The sequence below is a fragment of the Bacillus vallismortis genome, assembly GCF_004116955.1.
In the GTDB taxonomy this organism is placed as follows: Bacteria; Bacillota; Bacilli; order Bacillales; family Bacillaceae; genus Bacillus; species Bacillus vallismortis.
This window is the reverse complement of the sequence record NZ_CP026362.1, coordinates 3,938,504-3,962,045: the sequence shown is the minus strand read 5'-3', so window position 1 is coordinate 3,962,045 and position 23,542 is coordinate 3,938,504. Positions and strand designations below refer to the sequence as shown.

Annotated in this window: 19 protein-coding genes and 4 pseudogenes; 9 read left to right on the top strand and 14 right to left on the bottom strand. The window is 45.1% G+C overall.

Annotated features, from left to right (window positions below):
* Window positions 1–23 precede the first annotated feature (23 nt).
* From cls to BV11031_RS20895, 7 genes are all read right to left on the bottom strand, one after another.
* Entirely contained in the window at window positions 24–1,526 is a 1,503-nt protein-coding gene (cls, locus tag BV11031_RS20925) for a cardiolipin synthase (RefSeq protein WP_010328957.1), read from the bottom strand.
* A gap of 98 nt (window positions 1,527–1,624) precedes the next feature.
* Window positions 1,625–2,254, bottom strand: coding sequence for a YitT family protein (locus BV11031_RS20920; protein WP_129551011.1), 630 nt, complete (start codon window positions 2,252–2,254; stop codon window positions 1,625–1,627).
* A 139-nt stretch (window positions 2,255–2,393) separates the two neighbouring features.
* A complete protein-coding gene (gene narI / locus BV11031_RS20915; protein ID WP_129551010.1) occupies window positions 2,394–3,065 on the bottom strand; it encodes a respiratory nitrate reductase subunit gamma in 672 nt (223 codons plus the stop codon).
* Window positions 3,062–3,616, bottom strand: coding sequence for a nitrate reductase molybdenum cofactor assembly chaperone (narJ, locus tag BV11031_RS20910; protein ID WP_010328960.1), 555 nt, complete (start codon window positions 3,614–3,616; stop codon window positions 3,062–3,064). Before narJ ends, narI begins: the two co-directional genes overlap by 4 nt.
* Before the next feature lie 25 nt (window positions 3,617–3,641).
* Window positions 3,642–5,105 (bottom strand): nitrate reductase subunit beta, encoded by a 1,464-nt coding sequence (gene narH, locus BV11031_RS20905; protein WP_010328961.1) that lies wholly within the window; start codon window positions 5,103–5,105, stop codon window positions 3,642–3,644.
* Window positions 5,095–8,781 (bottom strand): nitrate reductase subunit alpha, encoded by a 3,687-nt coding sequence (locus BV11031_RS20900; RefSeq protein WP_010328962.1) that lies wholly within the window; start codon window positions 8,779–8,781, stop codon window positions 5,095–5,097. Before BV11031_RS20900 ends, narH begins: the two co-directional genes overlap by 11 nt.
* 415 nt (window positions 8,782–9,196) lie before the next feature.
* Window positions 9,197–9,673 carry a cyclic nucleotide-binding domain-containing protein gene (locus BV11031_RS20895; protein WP_010328963.1) on the bottom strand — a complete coding sequence of 159 codons (477 nt, stop codon included), beginning with the start codon at window positions 9,671–9,673 and terminating at the stop codon, window positions 9,197–9,199.
* Window positions 9,674–9,816: 143 nt separating this feature from the next.
* Between BV11031_RS20895 and BV11031_RS20890 the strand changes: the two genes are divergently transcribed.
* On the top strand, window positions 9,817–10,536 hold the full coding sequence (locus tag BV11031_RS20890; protein WP_010328964.1) for a YwiC-like family protein: 720 nt from the start codon (window positions 9,817–9,819) through the stop codon (window positions 10,534–10,536).
* 32 nt (window positions 10,537–10,568) lie between these two features.
* Here the strand turns inward: BV11031_RS20890 and fnr are convergent, their stop codons facing one another.
* The 4 genes from fnr to BV11031_RS20870 all read right to left on the bottom strand — a co-directional run bounded on the left by fnr (window position 10,569) and on the right by BV11031_RS20870 (window position 14,803).
* Window positions 10,569–11,285 carry a fumarate/nitrate reduction transcriptional regulator Fnr gene (gene fnr / locus BV11031_RS20885; RefSeq protein WP_010328965.1) on the bottom strand — a complete coding sequence of 239 codons (717 nt, stop codon included), beginning with the start codon at window positions 11,283–11,285 and terminating at the stop codon, window positions 10,569–10,571.
* Window positions 11,286–11,384: 99 nt separating this feature from the next.
* Complete coding sequence (gene narK / locus BV11031_RS20880) at window positions 11,385–12,572, bottom strand: nitrate transporter NarK (RefSeq protein WP_010328966.1); 1,188 nt, start codon at window positions 12,570–12,572, stop codon at window positions 11,385–11,387.
* Between the two features lie 135 nt (window positions 12,573–12,707).
* A complete protein-coding gene (argS, locus tag BV11031_RS20875; RefSeq protein ID WP_010328967.1) occupies window positions 12,708–14,378 on the bottom strand; it encodes an arginine--tRNA ligase in 1,671 nt (556 codons plus the stop codon).
* Window positions 14,375–14,803 (bottom strand): YwiB family protein, encoded by a 429-nt coding sequence (locus BV11031_RS20870; RefSeq protein ID WP_010328968.1) that lies wholly within the window; start codon window positions 14,801–14,803, stop codon window positions 14,375–14,377. Before BV11031_RS20870 ends, argS begins: the two co-directional genes overlap by 4 nt.
* 313 nt (window positions 14,804–15,116) lie before the next feature.
* Here BV11031_RS20870 and BV11031_RS20865 point away from each other — a divergent pair.
* The 5 genes and pseudogenes from BV11031_RS20865 to BV11031_RS23430 form a co-directional block, all read left to right on the top strand.
* A pseudogene (locus tag BV11031_RS20865) lies at window positions 15,117–15,245 on the top strand (subtilosin A family bacteriocin); the annotation flags it as partial.
* Window positions 15,246–15,379: 134 nt separating this feature from the next.
* Window positions 15,380–16,684, top strand: a pseudogene (albA, locus tag BV11031_RS20860) (subtilosin maturase AlbA).
* 54 nt (window positions 16,685–16,738) lie between these two features.
* A complete protein-coding gene (gene albB, locus BV11031_RS20855) occupies window positions 16,739–16,900 on the top strand; it encodes an antilisterial bacteriocin subtilosin biosynthesis protein AlbB (protein ID WP_010328969.1) in 162 nt (53 codons plus the stop codon).
* Window positions 16,897–17,040 (top strand): annotated as a pseudogene (locus BV11031_RS22735) (ATP-binding cassette domain-containing protein); the annotation flags it as partial. The gene albB and the pseudogene BV11031_RS22735, both read left to right, overlap by 4 nt.
* Window positions 17,034–17,135 (top strand): annotated as a pseudogene (locus BV11031_RS23430) (bacteriocin biosynthesis protein AlbG); the annotation flags it as partial. The pseudogenes BV11031_RS22735 and BV11031_RS23430, both read left to right, overlap by 7 nt.
* A 6-nt stretch (window positions 17,136–17,141) precedes the next feature.
* Here the strand turns inward: BV11031_RS23430 and BV11031_RS20850 are convergent.
* The 3 genes from BV11031_RS20850 to BV11031_RS20840 are packed head-to-tail and all read right to left on the bottom strand — an operon-like array spanning window position 17,142 to window position 21,324.
* Window positions 17,142–18,515: a YncE family protein gene (locus BV11031_RS20850; RefSeq protein WP_129551009.1), complete on the bottom strand. Its 1,374-nt coding sequence runs from the start codon at window positions 18,513–18,515 to the stop codon at window positions 17,142–17,144.
* A gap of 39 nt (window positions 18,516–18,554) precedes the next feature.
* A complete protein-coding gene (locus BV11031_RS20845; RefSeq protein ID WP_010328970.1) occupies window positions 18,555–19,928 on the bottom strand; it encodes a YncE family protein in 1,374 nt (457 codons plus the stop codon).
* 40 nt (window positions 19,929–19,968) lie between these two features.
* The gene (locus BV11031_RS20840; RefSeq protein ID WP_010328971.1) at window positions 19,969–21,324 is read right to left on the bottom strand and encodes a YncE family protein; all 1,356 of its coding nucleotides are present in this window, start codon (window positions 21,322–21,324) and stop codon (window positions 19,969–19,971) included.
* A gap of 229 nt (window positions 21,325–21,553) precedes the next feature.
* Between BV11031_RS20840 and rapF the strand changes: the two genes are divergently transcribed.
* The 3 genes from rapF to BV11031_RS20820 all read left to right on the top strand — a co-directional run bounded on the left by rapF (window position 21,554) and on the right by BV11031_RS20820 (window position 23,520).
* Window positions 21,554–22,699 (top strand): response regulator aspartate phosphatase RapF, encoded by a 1,146-nt coding sequence (gene rapF, locus BV11031_RS20830; RefSeq protein WP_010328972.1) that lies wholly within the window; start codon window positions 21,554–21,556, stop codon window positions 22,697–22,699.
* Entirely contained in the window at window positions 22,683–22,802 is a 120-nt protein-coding gene (phrF, locus tag BV11031_RS20825; RefSeq protein ID WP_003222023.1) for a phosphatase RapF inhibitor PhrF, read from the top strand. Before rapF ends, phrF begins: the two co-directional genes overlap by 17 nt.
* Before the next feature lie 244 nt (window positions 22,803–23,046).
* Window positions 23,047–23,520 carry a DUF2712 domain-containing protein gene (locus BV11031_RS20820; RefSeq protein WP_010328973.1) on the top strand — a complete coding sequence of 158 codons (474 nt, stop codon included), beginning with the start codon at window positions 23,047–23,049 and terminating at the stop codon, window positions 23,518–23,520.
* The last annotated feature ends 22 nt before the right edge of the window (window positions 23,521–23,542 follow it).

The following is a 23,542-nucleotide window of genomic DNA, read 5'->3' as shown; positions in this document are numbered from 1 at the left end:
TGAAAGGGCGGATTTCTGTTTTCTTACAGAACACCTGAAAATAGACGGGCAAAGGATTCTTTTGTCCGGTCGGCCACTCCCCTTTTATAAAAGCCGACAGGGCTGAGCTTTTCACTCTCCAGCATATCCTCTTCGAAATGGCCTTCAAGGGTGCGGATCGCTTCGGCATCCGTAAAAAACACGTTTACTTCAAAGTTGAGCTGGAAGCTGCGCATGTCCATATTCGCAGTGCCGACCGTGGCGAGATCGCCATCAACAATCATGACTTTTTGATGCATGAAGCCTTTTTGGTAAGAGAACACTTCAATGCCCTCAAGGAGCAGCTCCGGGAAATAGGATCTTGACGCGTATTGCGTCAAAAAGCTGTCGTTCTTTTCCGGCACCATGACCCTTACCTCTACGCCTTTTGTCGCCGCTGCTTTCAACGCCGTGCGAATGGACTCATTCGGGACAAAATAGGGCGTGGCGATCCATATTGATTTCTGCGCTGAGGTAATCATTTCATAATATAAGTCGCTCATGCTTTCTTTCGCATCAGGGCCAGTCGCGACAATTTGATATATGCCCCCTCCCTCCACGGGAACCGGCGTATTGTACTCCTTTTGATCTATCAACACTTCATTGGAGACGTATTCCCAATCCAGCATAAAAATAGCGTGAAGCGTTTGGACAATTTCTCCTTCCAGCCGCAAGTGAGTGTCTCTCCAAAACCCGATATACGGATCTCTGCTGATATATTCCTTCCCGACATTTAATCCTCCCACAAAACCGATTTTCCCGTCGATGACCACGATTTTCCGATGATTTCTGAAATTCAGTTTCTGGTTGAAAAATCCGTATTTCAGCGGAGAAAACGGCACGATTTCCACTCCCGCTTGTTTCATTTTCATAATATCTCTTCTTGCCAGCTTGATGCTTCCTGCGGCGTCATATAAAAACCGCACCTCGACGCCTTGACGCGCTTTTTCCATCATAATGTCCATCATGCCGCGGCCGAGCATGTCCGACTTGAACATGTAGTATTCAATATGTATATAAGATTCCGCTTGCCTCATCGCTTTGAAAAGATCAGGAAACGTTTCTTCGCCGTTTTTCAGCACTTTCATATCGCTTTTCGTATTGATATTCATATGGGCGGCCCTGATGGAATACGTAAAAAACCTCTCCTGATTGTCCTTAAGGCCTGTCACTTCCGGCGTTTCCTCCATGTGAAACAGCTTCCTGAGCTTTTCCCTGTTGTACATTCGTTTTGTTTTAAACAGCTTTCCCTTCACATAAAGCTGTCCGGAAAACAGATAGAACATGTAGCCGACGATTGGAAAAAAGATGAGAATGTGGATCCATAACAGCGTGTGCTGAGAGGTGCGATTTTCAAGAATTAACGAATAGATGCTGAAAAAAATAATGCTGACATAGCAAAGCAATCCCCCGTAAAATTCAAGCCTGGAAACCGGAAAAAACCATATGACATATGCCCCGATGAGCATCATATATAAAAAGAAAAATTCCAGTCTCCTTTTTAGCATTCTCATTCTCTCCAATCTGATTCGATTACCTCCTTATACCTCTTTTCTCTCGTCTGTAAACCTTGCAAAAAAAGCCCCTCCGCACGAGGCGGAAAGGCTTAAGATGAAGCTTCCTGTGATTGGCCGGGTGTGATGTTCCGGAGTAACCCGGGCTTGAGTGAGTAGCTGCTTTTGATTTTATTTTTGAAGAAGCTGACGATCAAACCCGTCACCGCAATCGACACTATGGAGAAGAGGCCTTTCATCAATCCAACGGAGTAAATGCCGGCCAGCACTACGCCAAAATCGAAGATGAAATTAACCGTACCCGGATTCCATCCGTAGCGCTTTTGCAGAAATAAAGCCAGGATATTGGCTCCCCCGAGCGATGCCTGATGATAAAACATGAGCGACAGGCCGAATCCAATCAGCGTTCCGCCGCAAATCGCCCCGCCAAGCGGTGAAAAAGAGACAGACGGCAGCCAGTGATCCGCGCTTGTAAACAGAGTCAGCGCTGTGACTGCAAATACAGTAGATAAGGTAAATGTGATGCCCATTCTGATGAATGAAAAAACATAAAACGGGATATTGACCAGAAAGAAGATCATAGCAAACGAGGAATGAAACAAGTAAGACAGGCTTAGTGACAATCCTGCTGTGCCGCCGGTTAATACGTGAGAATGCCTGAGTGTCAGGACTCCGGCGCTTGTGATAAGACAAGCAGTTAAAATGAGTAAAATCCGCTTCATTCTTCACTCTCCTTGTTAGATGATGTGTTTTCCACATACAAACATAACAGGATACCCGGCAGCCCAGCCATTGCCTTGGCAGATCATATCTCCATCATATTAATTTGATAAAAAATCCCCCTCTTGCCAAGGGGGATTTTCACGAGCGTTTCCGATACACGACATAGCTTCGTGTCAGATATTTGAGCGGCAGACTGAACACGTGTACCAATCTTGTAAACGGCCAGAGGATAAAAACGACGTAACCTATGATGATATGAAGCTTAAACCATAGCGGGACATTCTCCATCAAAGAGGCGTCAGGCCTGAACAAAAAGATCTCCCTGGACCACGGCCCTACTGTTGTCCGGTAATCAAATCCTTTTGAATCAATGTTGAGAAATGTGGCGGCAAGGCCCGACAGCATCATAAACAGCAGCAGAATCAGCGTAAGAATATCCGATGGCGTGCTGGTTTTGCGGATTCTTTTGTCAAACAGCCTTCTGTACGTCAGGATGAAAAGTCCGATACAAGCCGCAATCCCCGCCGGCAGGCCCGCGCCAATCGCCATTTTGTGATACATATGCTCTGAAATGCCAAGGGAAGAATACACGGCTTCCGGGATCAGAATGCCCATGACATGGCCGCCGATCACGCACAGCATGCCCCAGTGAAAAAGGGTGCTGCCCGCCGCAAGTTTTTTCTTTTCTAATAGCTCGCTTGATTTCGCGTTCCAGCCAAATTGGTCATGCTGATAGCGGTAAATATGGCCGCCGATGAAGATCGTCATGACAATGTATGGCATCACGCCCCACAGGATCTGCCCACTCATGGCTGAACAGCCCCTTCAACGCTTTCACGCAAGCCGATATTTTCCAGCGCGGCCAGCAGCACGTGCAGCAACTCCGCATAGATACTGTCATTTTTTTCGAGGCGGGATGCCAGCTCCCTCACATTGGACAAATAGGTTTCAAATACGCTATTCACAGCTTCGATCTCCGCAACCGCGGCAAATTCCAGCATAAGCGGAAGATAATCAGGCAACTCTTTGTCTGTCGGCATGAAACCGGATTGCTGGTAGGTGTTTTTTAAATGCAGCAATTCAATCCCGCGTTCCCTTTGCTCGCCTGAGTTGAAATAAGTGACGTACATATTCGTTTTTTTCCCGAAGTCGAATGTATAGACATAGTGTTCAATCAGCGCTTCTTGAGTAAAGTTCGCAGACGCCTCGAAAAAGCGCAGCAGCTTCTCCCGGATGTGCCGGTTGCTGATTTCATAGATAAGAGCCTTCCAATCGGGAAGCTCGGCTCTCCACTCCTCATCCGGATAGGAAAGAAGAGCGGAAAGAGCAGAGAACGTGATTTGCCTGTCTGTGGTGTTCATCTTGTTACACCTCGTTTATCAAAAATTAGAAACAAGAACCGGGACCGCCTGAAAATGATAAGCCGCAGCTCCCCTGTTCAGCATATAAATCGGACACTTCTTCCCGGTGGCTGCTCGGAATCACAAAGCGGTCATCATATTTGGCGATGGCAAGCAGCCGATACATGTCTTCGATTTGCTGTTCTGTTAAGCCGACACTGGAGATCAGTGCCTGGTCGACGGTTTTATTCGTCTGGACCGCTCTCATATACTGGCGCATGACAGACATTTTCTTTAATGTTGACCGAATATGATCCGTATCACCGGCCGTTAATAGCTGTGCCAAATAGTCAATCGGAATTCTCATTTGGTCGATAGCCGGAAAAATATCTTCCGCCGTTTGCTGGCTGCCTTTTCCTTCAAAGAGATTCATAATCGGGCTCAGCGGCGGAATGTACCAAACCATCGGCAGCGTCCGGTACTCAGGGTGAAGCGGCAGCGCAATCTTCCAGTCGATGATCATTTTATAGATCGGCGATTGCTGCGCGGCCTCTATCCATTCAGCCGGGATGCCTTGTTCTTTTGCCAGTTTGGCAACTTCAGGGTCATTCGAATCAAGAAAAACATCCAATTGGGAATGGTAGAGATCCTTTTCATTTTCAACAGATGCCGCTTCCTCCACTTTGTCTGCGTCGTACAGCATGACGCCGAGGTAGCGGATTCTGCCTACACACGTCTCGGAGCAGATGGTCGGCAGCCCCGCCTCCAAGCGCGGAAAGCAGAGGGTGCATTTTTCCGCTTTGTTCGTTTGCCAGTTAAAATAAACCTTTTTATAAGGGCAGGATGAAACACAATATCTCCATGAACGGCATGCGTTTTGATCCACAAGCACAATGCCGTCTTCCTCGCGTTTGTACATGGCCCCCGATGGACAAGAGGACACGCACGCCGGGTTGATGCAGTGCTCGCAAATACGCGGCAGATACATCATAAAGACCTCATCGAATTCTGTTTTGATCGATTCCTCCATCTTTTGCACGTTTGGGTCTTCAAGCCCTGTAATGTGGCCGCCTGCAAGGTCATCCTCCCAGTTCGGCCCCCATTCGATATTCATAAAATCCCCTGTCAAGGACGATTTCGGGCGCGCCACTGGCTGGTGTTTTTTCTGCGGGCTGTTCGTTAATGTTTCATAATCATAGTTCCAAGGTTCATAGTAATCATCAATTGACGGCTGATTCGGGTTATAGAAAAGGCCTGCGAGCCGATTTGTTTTCGGCCCGGATTTCAGCTCGAGCTTTCCTTTTTTCAATGTCCAGCCGCCCTTATATTTGTCCTGGTCCTCCCAGTGCTTCGGGTAGCCGATGCCCGGTTTTGTTTCTACATTATTGAAGTACATATATTCCGCACCGGCACGGTTTGTCCACGTGTTTTTGCAGGTGACGCTGCACGTGTGACAGCCGATGCATTTATCCAAGTTCATGACCATTCCGATTTGCGCTTTAATCTTCAAGCCAATCGACCTCCTTCAGCTTACGGATGACGACGTTCAGGTCGCGCTGATTCCCCGTTGGACCGTAGTAGTTAAAGCCGTAGCTGAGCTGGGCATAGCCCCCGATCATCTGTGTCGGCTTGACATGTATCCTTGTCGGACTGTTATGGGTGCCTCCGCGGTTATTCGTCAGCTTCGTGCCGGGCACGTTGATGTGGCGATCCTGGGCATGATGCATAAACGCCATACCTTTAGGAATCCGGTGAGACAAAACCGCTCTCGCGACGACAACACCATTTCGGTTAAAACATTCAATCCAATCGTTGTCTTTGATATCCGTGTCCTCTGCATCATCTTTATTCATCCACACGGTCGGCCCGCCGCGGAACAGGGTAAGCATCGGCAAAGAATCAAAATACATGCTGTGGACGGACCATTTATTATGCGGTGTCAAATAATTGAGGACGATTTCTTTTCCCTCTTGATCAGGCCGCTTGCTCAGAAACGGACGGTGCTGGAGGATCGGTTTAAATGTCGCCATCGTTTCACCGAATTCCATCATCAGTTCATGATCGACATAATAAGATTGCCTTCCGGTCAGGGTTCGCCACGGGATTAATTTTTCTACGTTCGTCGTAAACGGCGAGTACCTGCGTCCGCCTTTTTCCGAGCCGGTAAATGCCGGAGAGGTGATGACCGTTTTCGGCTGGGCTGTAATTTGTTCGAACGTAAAGCATTCTTCCTCTCGTTCTTCCGCCAGGTCTTTTAGCTTCAGGTTTGTGATCTTTTCAAGCGATTCCCATGCTTTCACGGCGACTTTTCCATTTGAAGTGGACGATAGGGTTAAAATCGCTTCTGCCGCCTGCTTCGCTTCACTTATATTTGGACATCCCTTGGCGACACTGTCCGTTGAGATGTCTCCCAGTCTCTTTTTGAGTGATTCATATTCATCAGCTATCGACCAGCTCATCCCTTTTGTTCCGCTCGGTTTTAATCCGGCGTGAGATCCGAGCGCGGTCATTTTATGAAAAATGTGCTTGTAATCCCGTTCAACGACATGGATGTTCGGCATCGTTTTTCCCGGAATGGCTTCACATTCGCCCTTGCTCCAGTCATTGATTTTGCCTAACGGCTGAGCCAATTCCTGCGCGGTGTCATGAAGAAGCGGCGTCGCGACTACTTCTTTCACAGGCTCCATATCGACTTCTTCTGCCAGATCGGAAACGGCTTTCGACAGGGCTTTGAAAATATCCCAGTCTGACTTCGATTCCCACGGAGCCGAGATCGCCGGAGCGAAAGGATGAATAAACGGATGCATATCTGTGCTGCTGAGATCGTGTTTTTCATACCATGTCGCCGCCGGCAGCACGATATCAGAATAGAGTGCCGTACCAGCCATTCGAAAATCAAGATTGATTAACAAGTCGAGCTTTCCTTCCGGCGCTTGCTCCCGCCATTTGATTTCTTCGGGGCGGATGCTGTCGCTGTCGTCATTCATCAAGCCATTCGTCGTTCCCAGCAAATGCTTGAGAAAATACTCATGCCCTTTTCCTGAGCTGGAGATCAGATTTGCCCGCCATACGAAGAGATTTCTTGGGAAATTCACTTCATTGTCGGGATCTTCAATCGCGAATTTCAGCTTTTTCTCTTGAAGCTGTGAGGCCACGTACGCCCCAACTTCTTCAGGTGTTACTGCCCCCGCTTGTTCAGCTTCCTTGTAAAGGTCAATACCGTTTTGATTGAATGTCGGGTAAGACGGAAGCCACCCTAAACGCGCTGCCAGCACATTGTAATCGGCGTGATGCTTATAGCGGGATGACGCAGCGATCGGTGAAGCCAAGTCACTGATCGGCTGGTCCTCATATCGCCACTGATCTGTCGCAAAGTAGAAAAACGAGGTGCCGTTTTGCAGCTTGGGCACGCCCTCCCAGTCTTTTGCGTTGGCAATCGTCTGCCACCCTTCAGCGGGACGGAGCTTTTCCTGCCCTACATAATGGGCCCATCCGCCTCCGTTTACACCTTGGGCGCCTACCAGCAAAACAAGATTTAACACCGCCCGGTAAATCGTGTCGGAGTTGAACCAGTGGTTGATCCCCGCCCCTACGATAATCATGGAACGGCCGTCTGTATCGATCGCATTTTGGGCAAACTCTCTGGCTATCTTAATGACGGCTTCTTTTTTGATTCCTGTCATCTGTTCCTGCCATCCAGGTGTAAACGGCTCAGGATCATCATAAGAGGCAGCTGATTGATCGCCGATGCCCCGGTTTACGCCGTAGTTGGCCAATATTAAGTCAAATACGGTCGTGATACAAACCTCTTCGCCGTTCAGATCCAGTTTTTTAATCGGCAAATCCCGCTCAAGCACTTTGTTGCCGTCATTTGAAAAATAAGGGATGCGCACCGTGCCGATTTCGTCCTCTATTCCGAGTACAGAGAGACGGGGTTCTATCGGTTCCCCGGTTTCTTCATCGACCATGTGCAGGTTCCATTTCTGCTGCCCGTCCCAGCGGGAGCCCATTGTCCCTTGCGGTATGGCAAATGCGTTTGTCTTCTCATTCCAGACCGCAGGCTTCCACTGATCATGCTTTGTCTTCCGGCCAATGTCCTTCGCATGCAGAAACCGCCCCGCTGTGTATACGCCATTTTCTTTCGACAGGGTGACGAAGAACGGAAAATCTGTGTATTGCTTCGCATAGTCAATGAAACGTTCCGTCTCTTGGTTCACGTAAAATTCCTGCAAAATGACGTGGCCCATAGCCATCGCAAGCGCTCCGTCAGTCCCTTGGCGGATACTCAGCCAGTCATCCGCGAACTTTGAGGATTCCGCAAAATCCGGACTGATCGAAATAACCTTAGCGCCTTTATAACGGGCCTCAGCCAAAAAATGCGCGTCAGGCGTTCTTGTTAACGGAACGTTGGAGCCCCATGTCATGATATAGCCTGAGTTGTACCAATCACTGCTTTCCGGAACGTCCGTCTGGTCACCCCAGATTTGCGGGGACGCCGGAGGAAGATCCGCATACCAGTCATAAAAACTGAGCATCGGTCCGCCGATTAAAGACATAAACCGGGAGCCTGAGGCATGGCTGATCATGGACATGGCCGGAATCGGAGAAAAACCGACATTCCGGTCAGGCCCGTATTTCATGACGGTATAGAGCAGAGAGGCTGAAATCAGCTTCAGCACCTCCGGCCATTCAGCGCGCACAAAACCGCCCTTCCCTCTTGCCTGTTTATAGGACTTTGCTTTTTCAGGATTTTCAACGATCGATTTCCAAGCATCCAATGGATTTTGATGGGCCTGCAGTGCTTCCCGCCACAAATTGATCAGCACACCGCGCACGTATGGATATTTCACACGAAGCGGGCTGTAAATATACCAAGAAAAACTGGCCCCTCGCGGACAGCCTCTCGGTTCGAAATCAGGCATATCAGGGCTTGTTGATGGATAATTCAAGTTTTGTCCTTCCCATGTGACAATTCCATTTTTCACATAAATATTCCAGCTGCAGGACCCCGTACAGTTGACGCCGTGGGTGGAGCGGACGACTTTGTCGTACTGCCATCTGTTTCTGTATACATTCTCCCAATCGCGATCTTCGCGGGTCGTTTGGCTATGTTGATTTGAATGGTGTTCGATAGGAGAGAAATAGTTTAATCTCCTAAACAACGGACTCATTTTCTTTTTCTTCATGAGCGTTCACTCCTTCCGAGTCAGGTAATGCTAAGTTCACTATAAACAGAGAAAGCGTGTTTCCTTGTGAACTATGTCACACACTTTGTTTTTTTCACAAAATGTTCACATTGAGAAGAAGGAACAGACTTTCACAGGACGTGATGACGGCGGCGTTCAGGCAGGACCTGAGTCATGAACCGCCTTTCATTCAAAGATCAAAAAAACCGGTTCTTTTTAAGAACCGGGCAGATTGTTGACAAAGTCATAAAACGGTTTTCGTTTTATGACTTTGTCATCTTTTCAGCGTGATTGAAAACCCTTGAAGTCTAGGAAGGGCGAGCATCGGAGCACAGCGAATGTAGATATTCGTGAGCACCGACGCGCAGGCCTGACAACGAATGCGAGGGTTTGTCGACACGCTGACCGGTTCTTTTTAAGAACCGGGTTTGGCGTTTTCATCCTGTGATGTGTGCAGATAACGCAAAAATAATTGATAGGAACAAAAAACATTTTGCTGTAGCATGGCCAAAAAGTTCATTTGCAGCTGCGGATGGTAAGACATCATTTTTTTAAATATGTAATAAGGGATATTGAGAATAAGAACGTCTGAAGAGACATTGACTGAGATAAAAGGCGATAAGTACAGCCCTCCTTTTTCATCAACCGGAAACACATCGCCTTTTTCCCACAGCGCAACGGTTTTCGATCCTTCCGGGAGCCTGCTGTCCATCAAACGGACACTGCCTTTTAATACGACATAAACGGATTGACAATGAAGAAAGGATGAAGACTGATCAGATGAGCCGCTAATCAACGTCCCGTTTTTCAGCAAGGTTTCAACAATGGACACAGGCACTCCATTAAACATAGGAAGTTGTTTCAGAAATAATAAATAGTCACACTGATTCATAGGAAAGCCTCCTGTGCTAAGGATAGCTTTAGTGTAGCCCGATTAAGCCTGTACAGCAGTGATGTATTTCACAGCCTGTATGATGAATGTCACTAATCGAAAGACTGTCTCTATTTATAATTAAATAAAAAAGGAGGATTTCGATGAAGACGATGATTCCAAAACAGCACGGCGCGTGGGCCATGCTTCTGATTCCATTTTCACTCGGGATGGTCAAGGGCGGTCCCGTTTTCTGGCATATTCCGCTCTTCCTAGGGTGGCTTTTCCTTTATTTGACGGTCTATCCCGTCACCCTCGCCTTGAAGAAGAAGCAGATCAAACTTTACCAAAAGTGGATATGTTACTACGGTGTTTCGGCCTGCTGCTTTTTGATGATCTCCATTTTTCATAAACCGGCACTCATCTGGATTGGCATTTCGTTATTGCCGCTTTTTCTCATCCATGTGTGCTATGCCCGCCGTAAAAACGAACGAGCATTAGTGAATGATATTGCGGGTGTCTTGTTCTTTTGCTCAGGGGGGCTTGCGAGCTGCTGGCTTGGGACAGGAATCCTTGACGGCAGGGCTTGGTTTATATTCTTGCAATCTGCTATATTTTTTATCGGGAGTTCCTTTTATGTAAAGTCGGTGATCCGGGAGAGAAAAAACAGCACTTTTGCATACTGGTCATGGGGATACCACTTGCTGCTCCCCTTTTTATCCGCTCTTCTCGGAGCCGGATGGGCATTTCTTGCTTTTATCCCAAGCAGTTTGCGGGCTTGGTTTTTTTACGGAAGAGATTGGCCCGTGAAAACGATCGGCATTCTGGAAATGGTGAATGCCTGCTTCTTTTTTGCCGCCATGTGCCTAGCAATCACAAGATAAAAAACCAAGGACCGCCGGCGGCCCTTGGTTTTTCAATCAATATTGCAAATCTCCAGCGGACAATTTTCACACTCAATTTCACATCGTAAATAGTCCCGCTTGTGCAAAATAATTTTTCCGGATTCGTCTATCGAAATCACCCCTTGTTTGCGGAGGTCTCCCAGCATACGGTTGACGCTTTCCCTTGCCGCCGCGCAAAACTTTGCCAAATCCTGATTTGTCAGCGCGATGTTAATCAGAATGCCGTCGCTTCGTTCCACCCCGTAGCTGTTTGATAAGCGGATAAGGGTGGAGTAGAGCGCCCCCTTTTTGCCGTGAAGAAGCAGATCCCTGATCTTAGACTGAATTTTCCGGAGATGGGTGCTCATCCATTTCATAAATTCAAATGTCAGAGCACCGTTTTGAATGAGTTCCTTTTCCAGCTTGTTTTTATTAATGACGAGCACCTCGCCATCCTCTAGCACCTTTGCACTGAGCATATATCTCGGTTCTTCAGTGAAAAGTGTTAATTCCCCGACAATATCATTTCTTTGGCAAATTCTAAGGGTCAGATCTTTTCCGTCAGATGTCAGTTTGCCGATTTCAATGAGTCCTGATTGAAGCAGATACAGTTCTTCTGCATCCATTCCTTCTCGAAACAAATACGTGTGTTTTTCCATTTTTCTTTTCGTACTGATCGATTCCAGCAATTCAAAGAGATCGCTGGACAGAAGATCACTATCAGATGGTCGAACAGAGAGAATATTCATGAGCTCACCTCGAAGAAAGTCACGTTGCGTATGTTTATTGTAACGTGAATTGTTTTGCACCCATCAAGAAAAAACTAACAATCTTGTGAATGCCCAGTGTTAGCTGATGCTCTGGCTGTTTCTCTCCGTGTGTGCTTTCATTCTTTCCTGCCAATACATCCATATGACAAGGACAAAGCTGGCTAACGCCACTTCCGATAGCGCCATAAAGCCGATCGCGTATTGGCCTGTGGCCTGAAAAACACTCGCCAATATCAGCGGAGGGAAAAAACCGCCTAATCCGCCCATGGCAGACACAATACCATTGGCAATCCCCGCTTGCTTCGAAAAATAAAAAGGCACCAGTTTAAAAACGGTTCCGTTTCCTATACCTGAGCAAACTGCCACCGTTAATGACCCAAACGTATAAAGGCCGATCGTCGGCGAGAACGATAAGATAATGCCCGATAACGTAAGTCCCGCAAAAACAACCATCAGGATGCGGAGCGGGCTCATCTTATCAGCCAAAAATCCGCCCGCAGGCCTGAGCAGCGTAGAGACGGCAATAAACCCAGCCGTCCGCAAACCGGCGTCCGCAGGGTTCAGCCCAAAGTGCTCTACCAGAAAGTTCGGGAGATAAATGGTGAAGGCGACAAAGGCGCCAAACGTAATAAAATAAAACAGACTCAAAAACCACAGAACTTGATTTCGGTAAACGGTTTTGATTTGGGCCTTTATGGAAACATTCACTTTCTTCTCATGCCGATCGCCGAACAAAACATGCAGCAATGCGAAAACAGCCAGCAGAACCATATACATTTGCACGGTTGCTTTCCATCCCGCCGCTTGGGCGATAACCGGCGCCGCAAATGTGGTAATCGCGGTTCCGATGTTTCCGGCCCCGTAAATCCCATTGACGAAACCGTGCTTTTCTTTCGGATAATATTTCGGAAGGGATGTTACCCCAATGGAGAAAACCGCTCCTCCGATCCCTAAGAAAAAACCGCCCGCGATTAAATCAAACAGGGAATCCGCGATACTGATCCAAAACACCGGAAACAAAAGCAGGATGAAGCTGATCATAAACATCAGCCGCGCGCCAAACCTGTTCGTTAAATACCCTAAAGGAATGCGGAGAAGCGATCCGAGGATGACGGGAATCGCCGTCACCAAAGAAATCTCGCCTTTGCTTAAATGAATATCTAATGTGATTTGGCTAATGAGTGATGAAATCAGCACCCAAACCATAAACCCTGCCACCAAGCTTAATGACTGTAACGATAATTGGATATGTTGACGGTTGAACATTCGGCTTGCCCCTTTCAATGATTCAATAATCAGTCCTATCATACAAAAACTCGGCAAACGGGTTTGTGAATTACATCACACGTTTTACGCATAAAAAAAAGGACACAGTCCGAAGACTTTGTCCTTTTTTTATGATTACATTTTTTCCGGAGCCGATACGCCGATCAGCTGAAGCGCATTGTTCAGCGTAATTTGCGTTGCCTTCATTAATGCAAGGCGCTCGCGGCTTTTCTCTTCATTTTCAGGGTCGATGACTTTCTCTGCGTTATAGAAGCTGTGCAAAGCAGAAGCCAGATCATAAATATAATTTGTGACGCGGTGCGGAATTCGTTTTTCCGCCGCTTCCGCCACCGCTTCCGGGAAGCCGCCGATTGTTTTCAGCAGATCATATTCTTTTTCTGATTGAACATGGCTGAAATCAAGATCCGCCGCCGGCTTAAGTCCCTGTTCTTCCCCTTGGCGAAGCATGCTGCAAATACGGGCATGAGCGTATTGTGCGTAATACACAGGGTTTTCGTTAGATGTTGATACAGCAAGATCTAAGTCAAAGTCCATATGCGTATCGGCACTGCGCATCGCAAAGAAGTAACGCACGGCATCCAAGCCGACTTCTTCAATCAGGTCGCGCATCGTTACCGCTTTACCCGTCCGTTTGCTCATTTTCATTTTCTCGCCGTTTTTGTAAAGGTGAACGAGCTGAATGATTTCGACTTCAAGCGTTCCTTTTTCATAGCCCAGCGCTTCGATTGCCGCTTTCATACGCGGGATGTAGCCGTGGTGATCGGCGCCCCAAACATTAATCAGCTTATCAAAGCCGCGGTCAAGCTTGTCTTTATGGTATGCGATATCAGGCAGCAGGTACGTGTACGTGCCGTCCTTCTTAATCAATACGCGGTCTTTATCATCGCCGAACGTCGTGGAGCGGAACCAAGTCGCGCCGTCTTCTTCATAGACATGGCCTTTTTCGCGGATCGCTTCAAGCGCCTTGTCGATTTTTCCGTTTTGATACAGCGATGTTTCGGAATACCACACATCAAACGGCACACGGAAGTTTTCCAAGTCCTTGCGAAGCTTTTCCAGCTCGTATTTTAGGCCGTATTCACGGAAAAACGCGAGGCGTTCGCTTTCGTCTTCGTTGACGAAACGGTCGCCGTATTCCTCTGCGAGACGCTTTCCGATCGCAATGATATCCTCGCCGCGGTAGCCGTCCTCCGGCATCGGTTTTTCCAAGCCGAGCGCTTCAAAGTAACGGACTTCCACAGAAAGCGCCAGGTTGTTGATTTGGTTTCCGGCATCGTTAATGTAGTATTCGCGGCTCACATCGTAGCCCGCTTTTGAAAGCACATTGCACAAAGAATCGCCGACAGCCGCACCGCGCGCATGGCCAAGGTGAAGGTCCCCCGTCGGATTCGCTGATACAAATTCTACTTGAACGCGCTCACCGTTTCCAATATTCGTTTCCCCGTACGCTTCTCCCGCTTTTAACACAGACGGAATCAGCTTCGTTAAATAGTGATTGTTCATATAGAAATTAATAAAACCCGGGCCGGCGATATCCAATTTTTCAATCGAAGCCTTTCCTTTATCAAAATGAGCGACAATCTCTTCAGCGATTTGGCGCGGCGCTTTTTTTGCGACTCTCGCCAGCTGCATCGCCATATTTGTTGAATAATCGCCGTGTGTTTTATCTTTCGGTGTTTCTAAAACGACATTCGGAATCTGGCTTTCTTCAGCCAACCCCGCTTTCAGAACGGCCGCTTTGATTTCTTCTTTCAGCACGTCCTTCATTTGTTCCGCAATGTTCATGCGTGAGTTCCTCCCTCATACGTGATCGTCATATGATGTAAATGCTGCTGCTCGTCTCCGACATGCATGTCATATGCGATACTGATACGGCCTTTTTCTTCACCGAGATCAGATTGAATCGATATTGTGCTAGTTTTCAGCTCAAGCTCACCAAATGACATTTTATATTTGGCAATTGTGGAAGCTCCCGTTACGAAACGCTGATTCATTTTGACAGCGCCTGACCTCATGACCAGCACTTCGCCTTCGCTTACTTTCACAATTGTTTTTACTTTGCCTAAGTCGTGTTCTTCATAATAAGATAGATACACTTTATTTTGTTTAACATAGTAAAATCCGGTGGTGCGGAATTGGATGACTTCCTGGTTTCCGTCATCTCCGATCACAGATTTCACATGGAGTGTTATCGGTGTCTCTTGCTTCATTTTGACACGTCCTTTTCATCATTCCACTTTGACTTGAATAGTATAATCATTCGGTTTGTAAACTTCAACTGCTTCTATCTTACCATCATTGCTCATCAGATTTGAAGATAAACCTCATAAAAAGCATTTCCTTAATAGAAGAGAAAAGCATATCATTAGTTACCTTCAAAAAAAGTTATACTTTTCCGAAATCTATTGTTTCCATTTCACATTTTCTTCAAAATATATGTATTGAATTGGTAATTTGTTAGTTTTATGATAAAAGCACAACATAGATCTGTTAGAATAACAAAAAAAAGGGAATACCCAATGGTTGAAAAAAGCTGTCATTGCAGAAAACAAAGGTTGTGCGACATGCTCGATCGGAGCCGTTTGTCTAGTGGACGGCTTTATCCCTGATTTTGAAATTGGCGGTGTTACAGGTCTATTCGGTCTATGGGGAATAAGTTCTCCAAAAGGGCATAGTCTTTCTGCTATGTCCTTTTTAAGTAATTACAGTTTTTAACTACATGCTACCTCTTAGTTATACATACACAATCGTTTTTCATTTGAATCATATGTATAGGGGATGGTATTTTGTTTACAGAACGTATATTTCCATTTATTAATGAAAATGTAAGAGTGCACCAGTTTCCTCAGGGAGGCGTGTTAGAAATCGACTACTTGCGCGATAAAGTTTCCATTTCTGACTTCGAGTATTTGGATCTTAACAAAACGGCTTACGAGCTTTGTATGCGAATGGATGGGCAAACAACAGCTGATCAGATTTTGGCGGAGCAATGCGCCGTCTACGATGAATCACCGGAAGACCACAAAGACTGGTTTTACGACATGCTCAACATGCTTTTGAACAAGCAGGTCATTCAGTTTGGAAACAAGCCCGGCAGCCAAGCAATCAACACGAGCGGAAGCGATGAATTTCCGATGCCGCTGCACGCCACCTTTGAGCTGACGCATCGCTGTAATTTGAAATGCGCCCACTGTTATTTGGCAAGCTCGCCGGAAGCGCTCGGCACCGTGTCGATTGAGCAACTCAAGAAAACGGCTGATACGCTGTTTGACAACGGTGTATTGACATGCGAAATCACAGGCGGAGAAATCTTTGTCCATCCGAACGCCAATGAGATTCTTGACTATGTGTGTAAAAAGTTCAAAAAAGTCGCTGTCTTAACGAACGGAACACTTATGCGAAAAGAGAGCCTTGAGCTATTAAAAGACTACAAGCAAAAAATCATTGTCGGCATTTCTCTCGATAGTGTCCATTCCGAGATCCATGACTCCTTTAGAGGGAGAAAAGGCTCTTTTGCCCAAACTTGCAAAACGATAAAATTGTTGAGTGACCATGGGATATTTGTCAAAGTTGCCATGTCCGTTTTCGAAAAAAACATGTGGGAAATCCATGATATGGCCCAAAAGGTCCGGGATCTCGGGGCAAAGGCCTTCTCTTACAATTGGGTTGATGATTTCGGAAGAGGCAGAGACATGGTTCAGCCCACAAAAAATGCCGAGCAGCACCGCAAATTTATGGAATACGAGCAACATCTCATTGATGAATTTAAAGATCTGATCCCGATTATTCCTTATGAGAGAAAACGTGCGGCAAACTGCGGCGCTGGCTGGAAGTCCATCGTGATTAGCCCGCTCGGAGAAGTGCGTCCGGGCGCGCTCTTTCCGAAGGAAGTTTCACTGGGGAATATTTTTCATGACTCATATGAAAGCATCTTTAACTCTCCCCTCGTCCATAAATTGTGGGAAGCGCAGGCGTCGAGGTTCAGCAAGCATTGCATGAAAGACAAATGCCATTCAGCGGCTATCGCGGAGGCTGTTATTTAAAAGGGCTGAACGCTAACAAACTATCCCCGGAAAAACATGTGCTCCTAGGCGAAAAATGAACGAGTAGAAGACGTGGTCCAGCTTATGTAGGAGGGAAACGATTTGTCATCAGCACAAAGAAGACTTTTACTGTATCTCCTTTCATTTATCTTTGTCATCGGCGCAGTCGTCTATTTTGTCAAAAGCGATTATCTATTTACAGTGATTTTCATTGCCATTGCCATTCTTTTCGGAATGCGCGCGCGGAAGGCTGACTCGCGATGAGCAGTTTGGATATACACGATGTATCCGTTTGGTATGAACGGGACAACGTCATCTTAGAAAACGTAGAATTACATTTAGAAAAAGGCGCTGTTTACGGATTGCTTGGGGTAAACGGCGCCGGAAAACAACATGAAGTGAACTGCTGTTCCTAATCATCCTAGCGGCGATTCAGCAAATCGGACTATCCATCTATAAGCACATCTCTGACCGCGGCCCCGCTTCTTTTGAGCTGTAACAGCTTCTACATCGCAATCGCGGACGGACCCGCGCCAACCGGGATCACCGTCACGGCTGTATAATCACTTGTGCGGTATACGGTCACAGTATTGTCATCGGGCTGTGCCGCGTAAATGTACTGATTGTCCGGCGTTACGGCGAGGTCAATGGCGCCGGGGAGAGAAACACTCGCGATAATTTCGTTTGTGGCTGTATTGACGACAGTGAGATTATAAATGAGAGACGGATCGAAATATGGTTCTAGAAGATAAGCTCGTGTACTGTCAAACGAAAATACAATCGTCCTCAGAACATCGAAAAAACGATTCAAATTACCTTCCACGCTTAAGGGTGACAAACTGATCTTTGTGACAACCTTTGGCCATAATTCACTATTCATCACATACGCAAAGTCTCCGTCATATGACATTTCAATTAAACTTGGATATTCTAACTCATTCACGAGGCTGCCAACAAGCTGGCCTGTATTCACATCATATTGATCAACTGACCAACTACTCGTATTGACGGTATAGACATACTGTCCATTTGGATCCAAAGCAAAGTCTATGGAACCGGGCACTGATATGACATGAATCACTGATTGCAAGGCCATGTTAATCATATAAATTGAGCCAGCGGCCATCACATACGCGAATTCGTTTGTTGGATCAAATTCAATCGTTCTTGGCCCTCCTCCAACAGTAATAGTATTGATAATCGTTAGTGTTTTGTTATCAATTACTGAGACAAGGTTGGTATTCCCATGGAGGACATACGTGTATGCTTTATCAAAAGTAACACCTAAATTAGTCGGGACAGCAGAAAATGGAATGGTTTTTACAACAGTGTGTAATTCTGCATCAATAACGGAAACCGTGCTGTCTCCAGTATTGGCTGTAAACACGTAAGAACGTATCTCCTGCTCCGGTACTAGAATGATCGTTCCCGTTACAGTCAGTGGATTTCCATAAAAAGGCGGAACAATCACGATATGTTCTACTGTGACTTGGCTCAGATCAGGACAGTCCTCAGCCTGTTCAGAATAATAAACCATTTGATCAATTTCCGCTGTCTCAATCTTGGAGATCGCTGCCTCTCCCTGTCCATATTCATTCCGTACCGGTTCAACACTGACTAATAATTCAATCGTCCCTTGAAGGCGAATGCCATATTCAACCCCTGTTTCGGTTAAACATGGTTCACTGATACATGCAAGATTACCAGTATTCCACGTCACATTCCCAACCGCCTCAGCCGGATCAACAGTAAAACCTGGCGGCACTTCAATAGGCACTTGAAATGACACTTCTCGGCTGACCTCTTCCTCACAAAAACATAGACACTCTAGCTGATTTAAACGGGCCTTTTTATTAAGAGAGAATTCACCCTTCTTCATAGTCCTTCACTTCCTTTGAGACTTTTTTCAATCAGTATTTTATATCTCAATTGCCATCGGCCCGCCAACAACGGTGATTACCGTTTCAACAGATAAATCGTCAGTGCGATAGACGGTTACTGTGTTTTGCTCTGGCTGCGTGGTATATATAAACTCCTGACCAGCTGTTAGCGCGAAATCACCGGCACCAAGAAGATCGGCATCGGCAATCTCTGTATAGGTGGCTGTATCAAACACATAGAGTCGTTCTGGAACAAGCAAATATACTCGTGTACTGTCAGATGAAAAGATCATTTTCGGACTTCCAAGGAACAAGTCGCTAAGTAAATCCTTTTCCTCAAACGTATTTAAATCAATCACCCAAACGTAACTCAAATTCAAATCGTTTGGTTCTCTTGTCGTCACATAAGCAAACTGATTGTTTGGTGCTATGGCCATGTTATTAGGAGAATACAATCCAGTCAGAACCCCTGCGCTCGAACCGGTAACGAGATCAATTTTATTAATAGATCCGCTTGCATTATCCACTACATAAGCAAACTCTCCAGTTGTATCGACCGAAATACTTGCCGGCAAAACAGCAACATTGCCAATCACACGGTCTATTGATTTAGTTTCTGTATTAATGACATAAACGGCATCTGACGAATTGGTTAACACATATGCAAATGCACCGGCAGGATCAAACGCAATTTGAAATGGTCTGCCCTCAACCGGTATGAATGCAGATGTTCTTAATGTTGTATTATCAATTACTGTTACGAGATCATAGTTATGATGCAAAACATAGGTGTATCGTTTATCTGGTGTAACTCCAAGCTCATATGGCGTATAAGGAACAGAAATGTTTTTGACCACGGTGTGAGTATTCGTATCAATGATTGTTACTGTCTTGTTGCTTTGATTAGCTGTAAACGCATAGGATCCAAGTTCCGGCTCAGGAACAAGAATCATTGTGCCTGTCACCGTTAAGAAGCTTCCATAAAACGGTGGAACAACGACAAGATTTTTTACCGTGATCTCACTAAAATCCGGGCAATCATCCGGTTCATCAGAATAGTAGACGACTTGATCAATCTCTGCATTGTGAATGACAGAAACAGCCCCGTCCCCTTGTCCATATTGATTTCGCACAGGTGAGACGCTGACGAGAAGCGTGATGGTTCCTTGAAGACGCATTCCATAGATCACCCCAATATCCTCAGTACCAGGTCCTATCTCTGTTAAGCACGGCTCGCTGACACAGGAAAGCTGATCTGTACTCCATGTAACCGCGGAGACGGCTTCAGCCGGATCAACAACAAACCCCTCCGGAACGTCAATCGGCACTTGAAATGGCGCTTCACGGCTGACTTCTTCATTACAAAAACAGAAACAATTTTCCTGTAAAGCAGAAAGATCATTCTTTTTCATGATTTCACATCCCTTTTAGACATGCACAATATACAGTTGGTTAAATCGCAATGTCACTCGGTGAAACGCCTAGCGATATGACAGTTTCCACAGAATAGTCATCCGTGTTGTATACAATGATGCTTTGCTCTATAAAACGAGTAGCATACAAAAATCTTCCATTTGGGGTAAACGCAAAATCTCTTGCCGATTGCGGAAGATTTCCTATTACGCCTGCACCGCTTGGACTGACGGAATATAGATTGTGAGTGAAATCATCAAACAAATACAACCCTGATCCGCTCTTAAACATTTGATACTCACCCTCATACTCCAGCTCTTGGGTGCTACTGATCGTAAACGTATCTAAATCAATAATCGTCAAATAATTTAAGAAGTGATCTTGTTCTAATACATAGGCATACCGCTCCGGCGGCTTTGTTTCTATGGAATTTACAATAAGCCCTCGTTCAATTGTTCCTGTAACTTCACCGGTAGATAAGTCCACTTTTTGCACTAAACCAAAATCAAGAACATAGGCGAACAACTCATTGGGATCAATTGCAATATCATACCCTTCAACAGGAATAGACCTTTCTACAGTTGACGTTTCCATTCTAATCACATAAATGGCATTACCGGCGAGAACATATGCGAAATCATGTTCAGGCATAAATCGAATAGTTTCAGGCGGCTGATCCAGCAAAATAGATGCTGTCACTGTCAATGTGTCATAATCAATGACAGAAATCAGATTATTGTTGGGATGTAAGACAAACACAGAGCTTTTATCTGGAGTTATTTCAATACCTGTCGGCCGGTACGGAAGAGCAATCGTTGTCACAACACTATGAGTGTTTGTATCAATCACAGAAACTGATTGATCATTTGGATTCGCTGTAAACGCATAAACAGGCTCCGATTCCGGTACAAGCACAATCGTGCCCGTCACTGATAAAGGACTGCCGTAGAAAGGCGGGACGACAATAAGGTTCTCGATCGTGATCTCACTAAAATCCAGGCAATCATCCGGTTCATCAGAATAATAGACGACTTGATCGATCTCCGCATTGTGAATGACGGAAACAGCCCCGTCCCCTTGTCCATATTGATTTCGCACAGGTGAGACGCTGACGAGAAGCGTTACGGTTCCCTGCAGGCGTACTGCAAATTGAACACCAATTTCATCAGGCTCAGGCCCCGTCTCAATTAAGCAACGTTCACTAACACAAGAAAGGCTATCTGCATTCCACGTGACGTTTGCAACAGCCTCAGCCGGATCAACGACAAACCCCTCAGGCAATTCAATCGGCGCTTGAAACATCGCTTCACGGCTTACATCTTCCCCACAAAAACATAAACACTCTTCTTGTGCGGCTTGAGTTTTTTCTCTAAAGGAAAGCTTGTTTTTTCTCAATCCCTTCACTTCCTTTTCAAACATACACTGCTCACGCAGATACAACAGGATATGGAAGGTAAACGTGTTTGCTTGTACAAATTACCGAGGGTATAAGCGGTTTTTGAAAATATTTCCTCTAACATGCGGGGTAACGAAAGAAAAGATTGCGGTTTTTTTGCGCTTCTCATAGGAATGATGATGATAAAATATGACATATATAGAATAATGAAGGGAGGGATTTGCAAACGTGACAGGTGTCATATCTTCTTCTTCCGTCGGAGAAAAGATTAACGAATGGTATATGTACATACGCCGATTCAGCATACCCGATGCAGAGTATTTACGAAGAGAAATCAAACAAGAGCTGGATCAAATGGAAGAAGATCAAGATCTTCATTTGTACTATTCACTGATGGAATTCCGGCACAACCTGATGCTTGAGTACCTTGAACCACTAGAAAAAATGCGGATCGAGGAACAGCCGCGGCTGTCTGATTTGCTGGTTGAGATTGATAAAAAACAGGCTCGTTTAACCGGAGTCCTTGATTATTACTTTAATTTCTTCAGGGGCATGTACGAACTGGATCAGCGGGAATATCTGTCGGCTATTAAATTTTTTAAAAAGGCCGAAAGCAAGTTAATATTCGTTAAGGATCGGATCGAGAAGGCAGAGTTTTTCTTTAAGATGTCTGAGTCTTATTACTATATGAAACAAACGTATTTTTCAATGGACTATGCCCGGCAGGCATATGAAATATACAAAGAACATGAAGCTTATAATATAAGATTGCTTCAGTGTCACTCTTTATTTGCTACCAATTTCTTAGATCTGAAACAATATGAGGACGCCATATCACATTTTAAAAAAGCTTACTCTATGGCGGAAGCTGAGAATCAGCCCCAATTAATGGGGAGAACATTGTACAACATCGGGCTTTGTAAAAACAGCCAAAGCCAATATGAGGACGCCGTAACCTATTTCAAAAGAGCAATAACTGTTTTTGAAGAATCTAACATTCTTCCGTCCCTGCCCCAAGCCTATTTTTTGATTACACAAATACATTATAAATTGGGGAAAATGGATAAAGCCCATGCATATCATAGTAAGGGAACAGCTTATTCTCAAGAGGCCGGAGATTCAATCTATTTATCAGAGTTTGAATTTTTGAAATCTTTATACTTATCAGGCCCTGATGAAGAAGCAATTCAAAGATTCTTTGATTTCCTCGAAAGTAAAATGTTGTATGCTGATCTTGAAGATTTCGCTCTTGATGTGGCAAAATATTATCATGAACGTGAAAACTTTCAAAAAGCCTCTGCTTATTTCCTAAAGGTGGAACAAGTAAGGCAACTTATTCAAGGAGGAGTGAGATTGTATGAAATTGAAGTCTAAACTATTACTCTCTTGTCTGGCCCTAAGCACTGTTTTCATCGCAACGAATATTGCAAATGCACCCACACACCAAATTGAAGTTGCACAGCGAGGAATGATTTAACCACATAAAATATAGTATAAAAAGGGAAATGTTATTTCGTTAACATTTCCCTTTTTATATTTTTCATTTATTCACTTGGAAATTTATCAGTCATTTTGCTTCCTTTAAATTAGATACTAAGAAACATAAATACACTAACTTTTTCCTTAAATTTCATTTACTTTTCCTGTATTATACTTTATTATATATAGGACTTAAGTTATTTTAATCTTCAATTGAAGAATACTCGGAGGAATAATAACAAATGAAATTTAAAGTTAAAAAAAATATAAGTAAACTGTTTATAATATTTGGACTTGCTATTTCATCATTTGGAGTGACAAGTGCTGTACATGCCGCTGCTAATACTTCTGATTCAACTGTTCATTTTACTTTTAGAGTATGGTCTCCTTATGATTATACAAATGCACGCAGAAAACAGAACAAAAGCTCTATGTATATGAAAGTGATAAGCTCTGACAAGAACAGCAGTTTTAATGTTTGGACTGAAGCAGATGCTAATGTTCACTCTAAAGGACGAAACTGGAAAAACGTATCAGGCAAACATGATGGATCCGTAAAGCCAGGAAACACTTATTTATTCTGGAACTCAGCAGTTGAAAATTACGGTAAAAATGTCCCTGTTCGATTTGGCGGTTACAGCTGGGAAAATAATGCGTACAAAACAAATTGGAGCCCTGACAGTGTTAGACCTAAAGGCAAATACATAGTGTATTAATGGAATTTTGCTTCTCATAAGG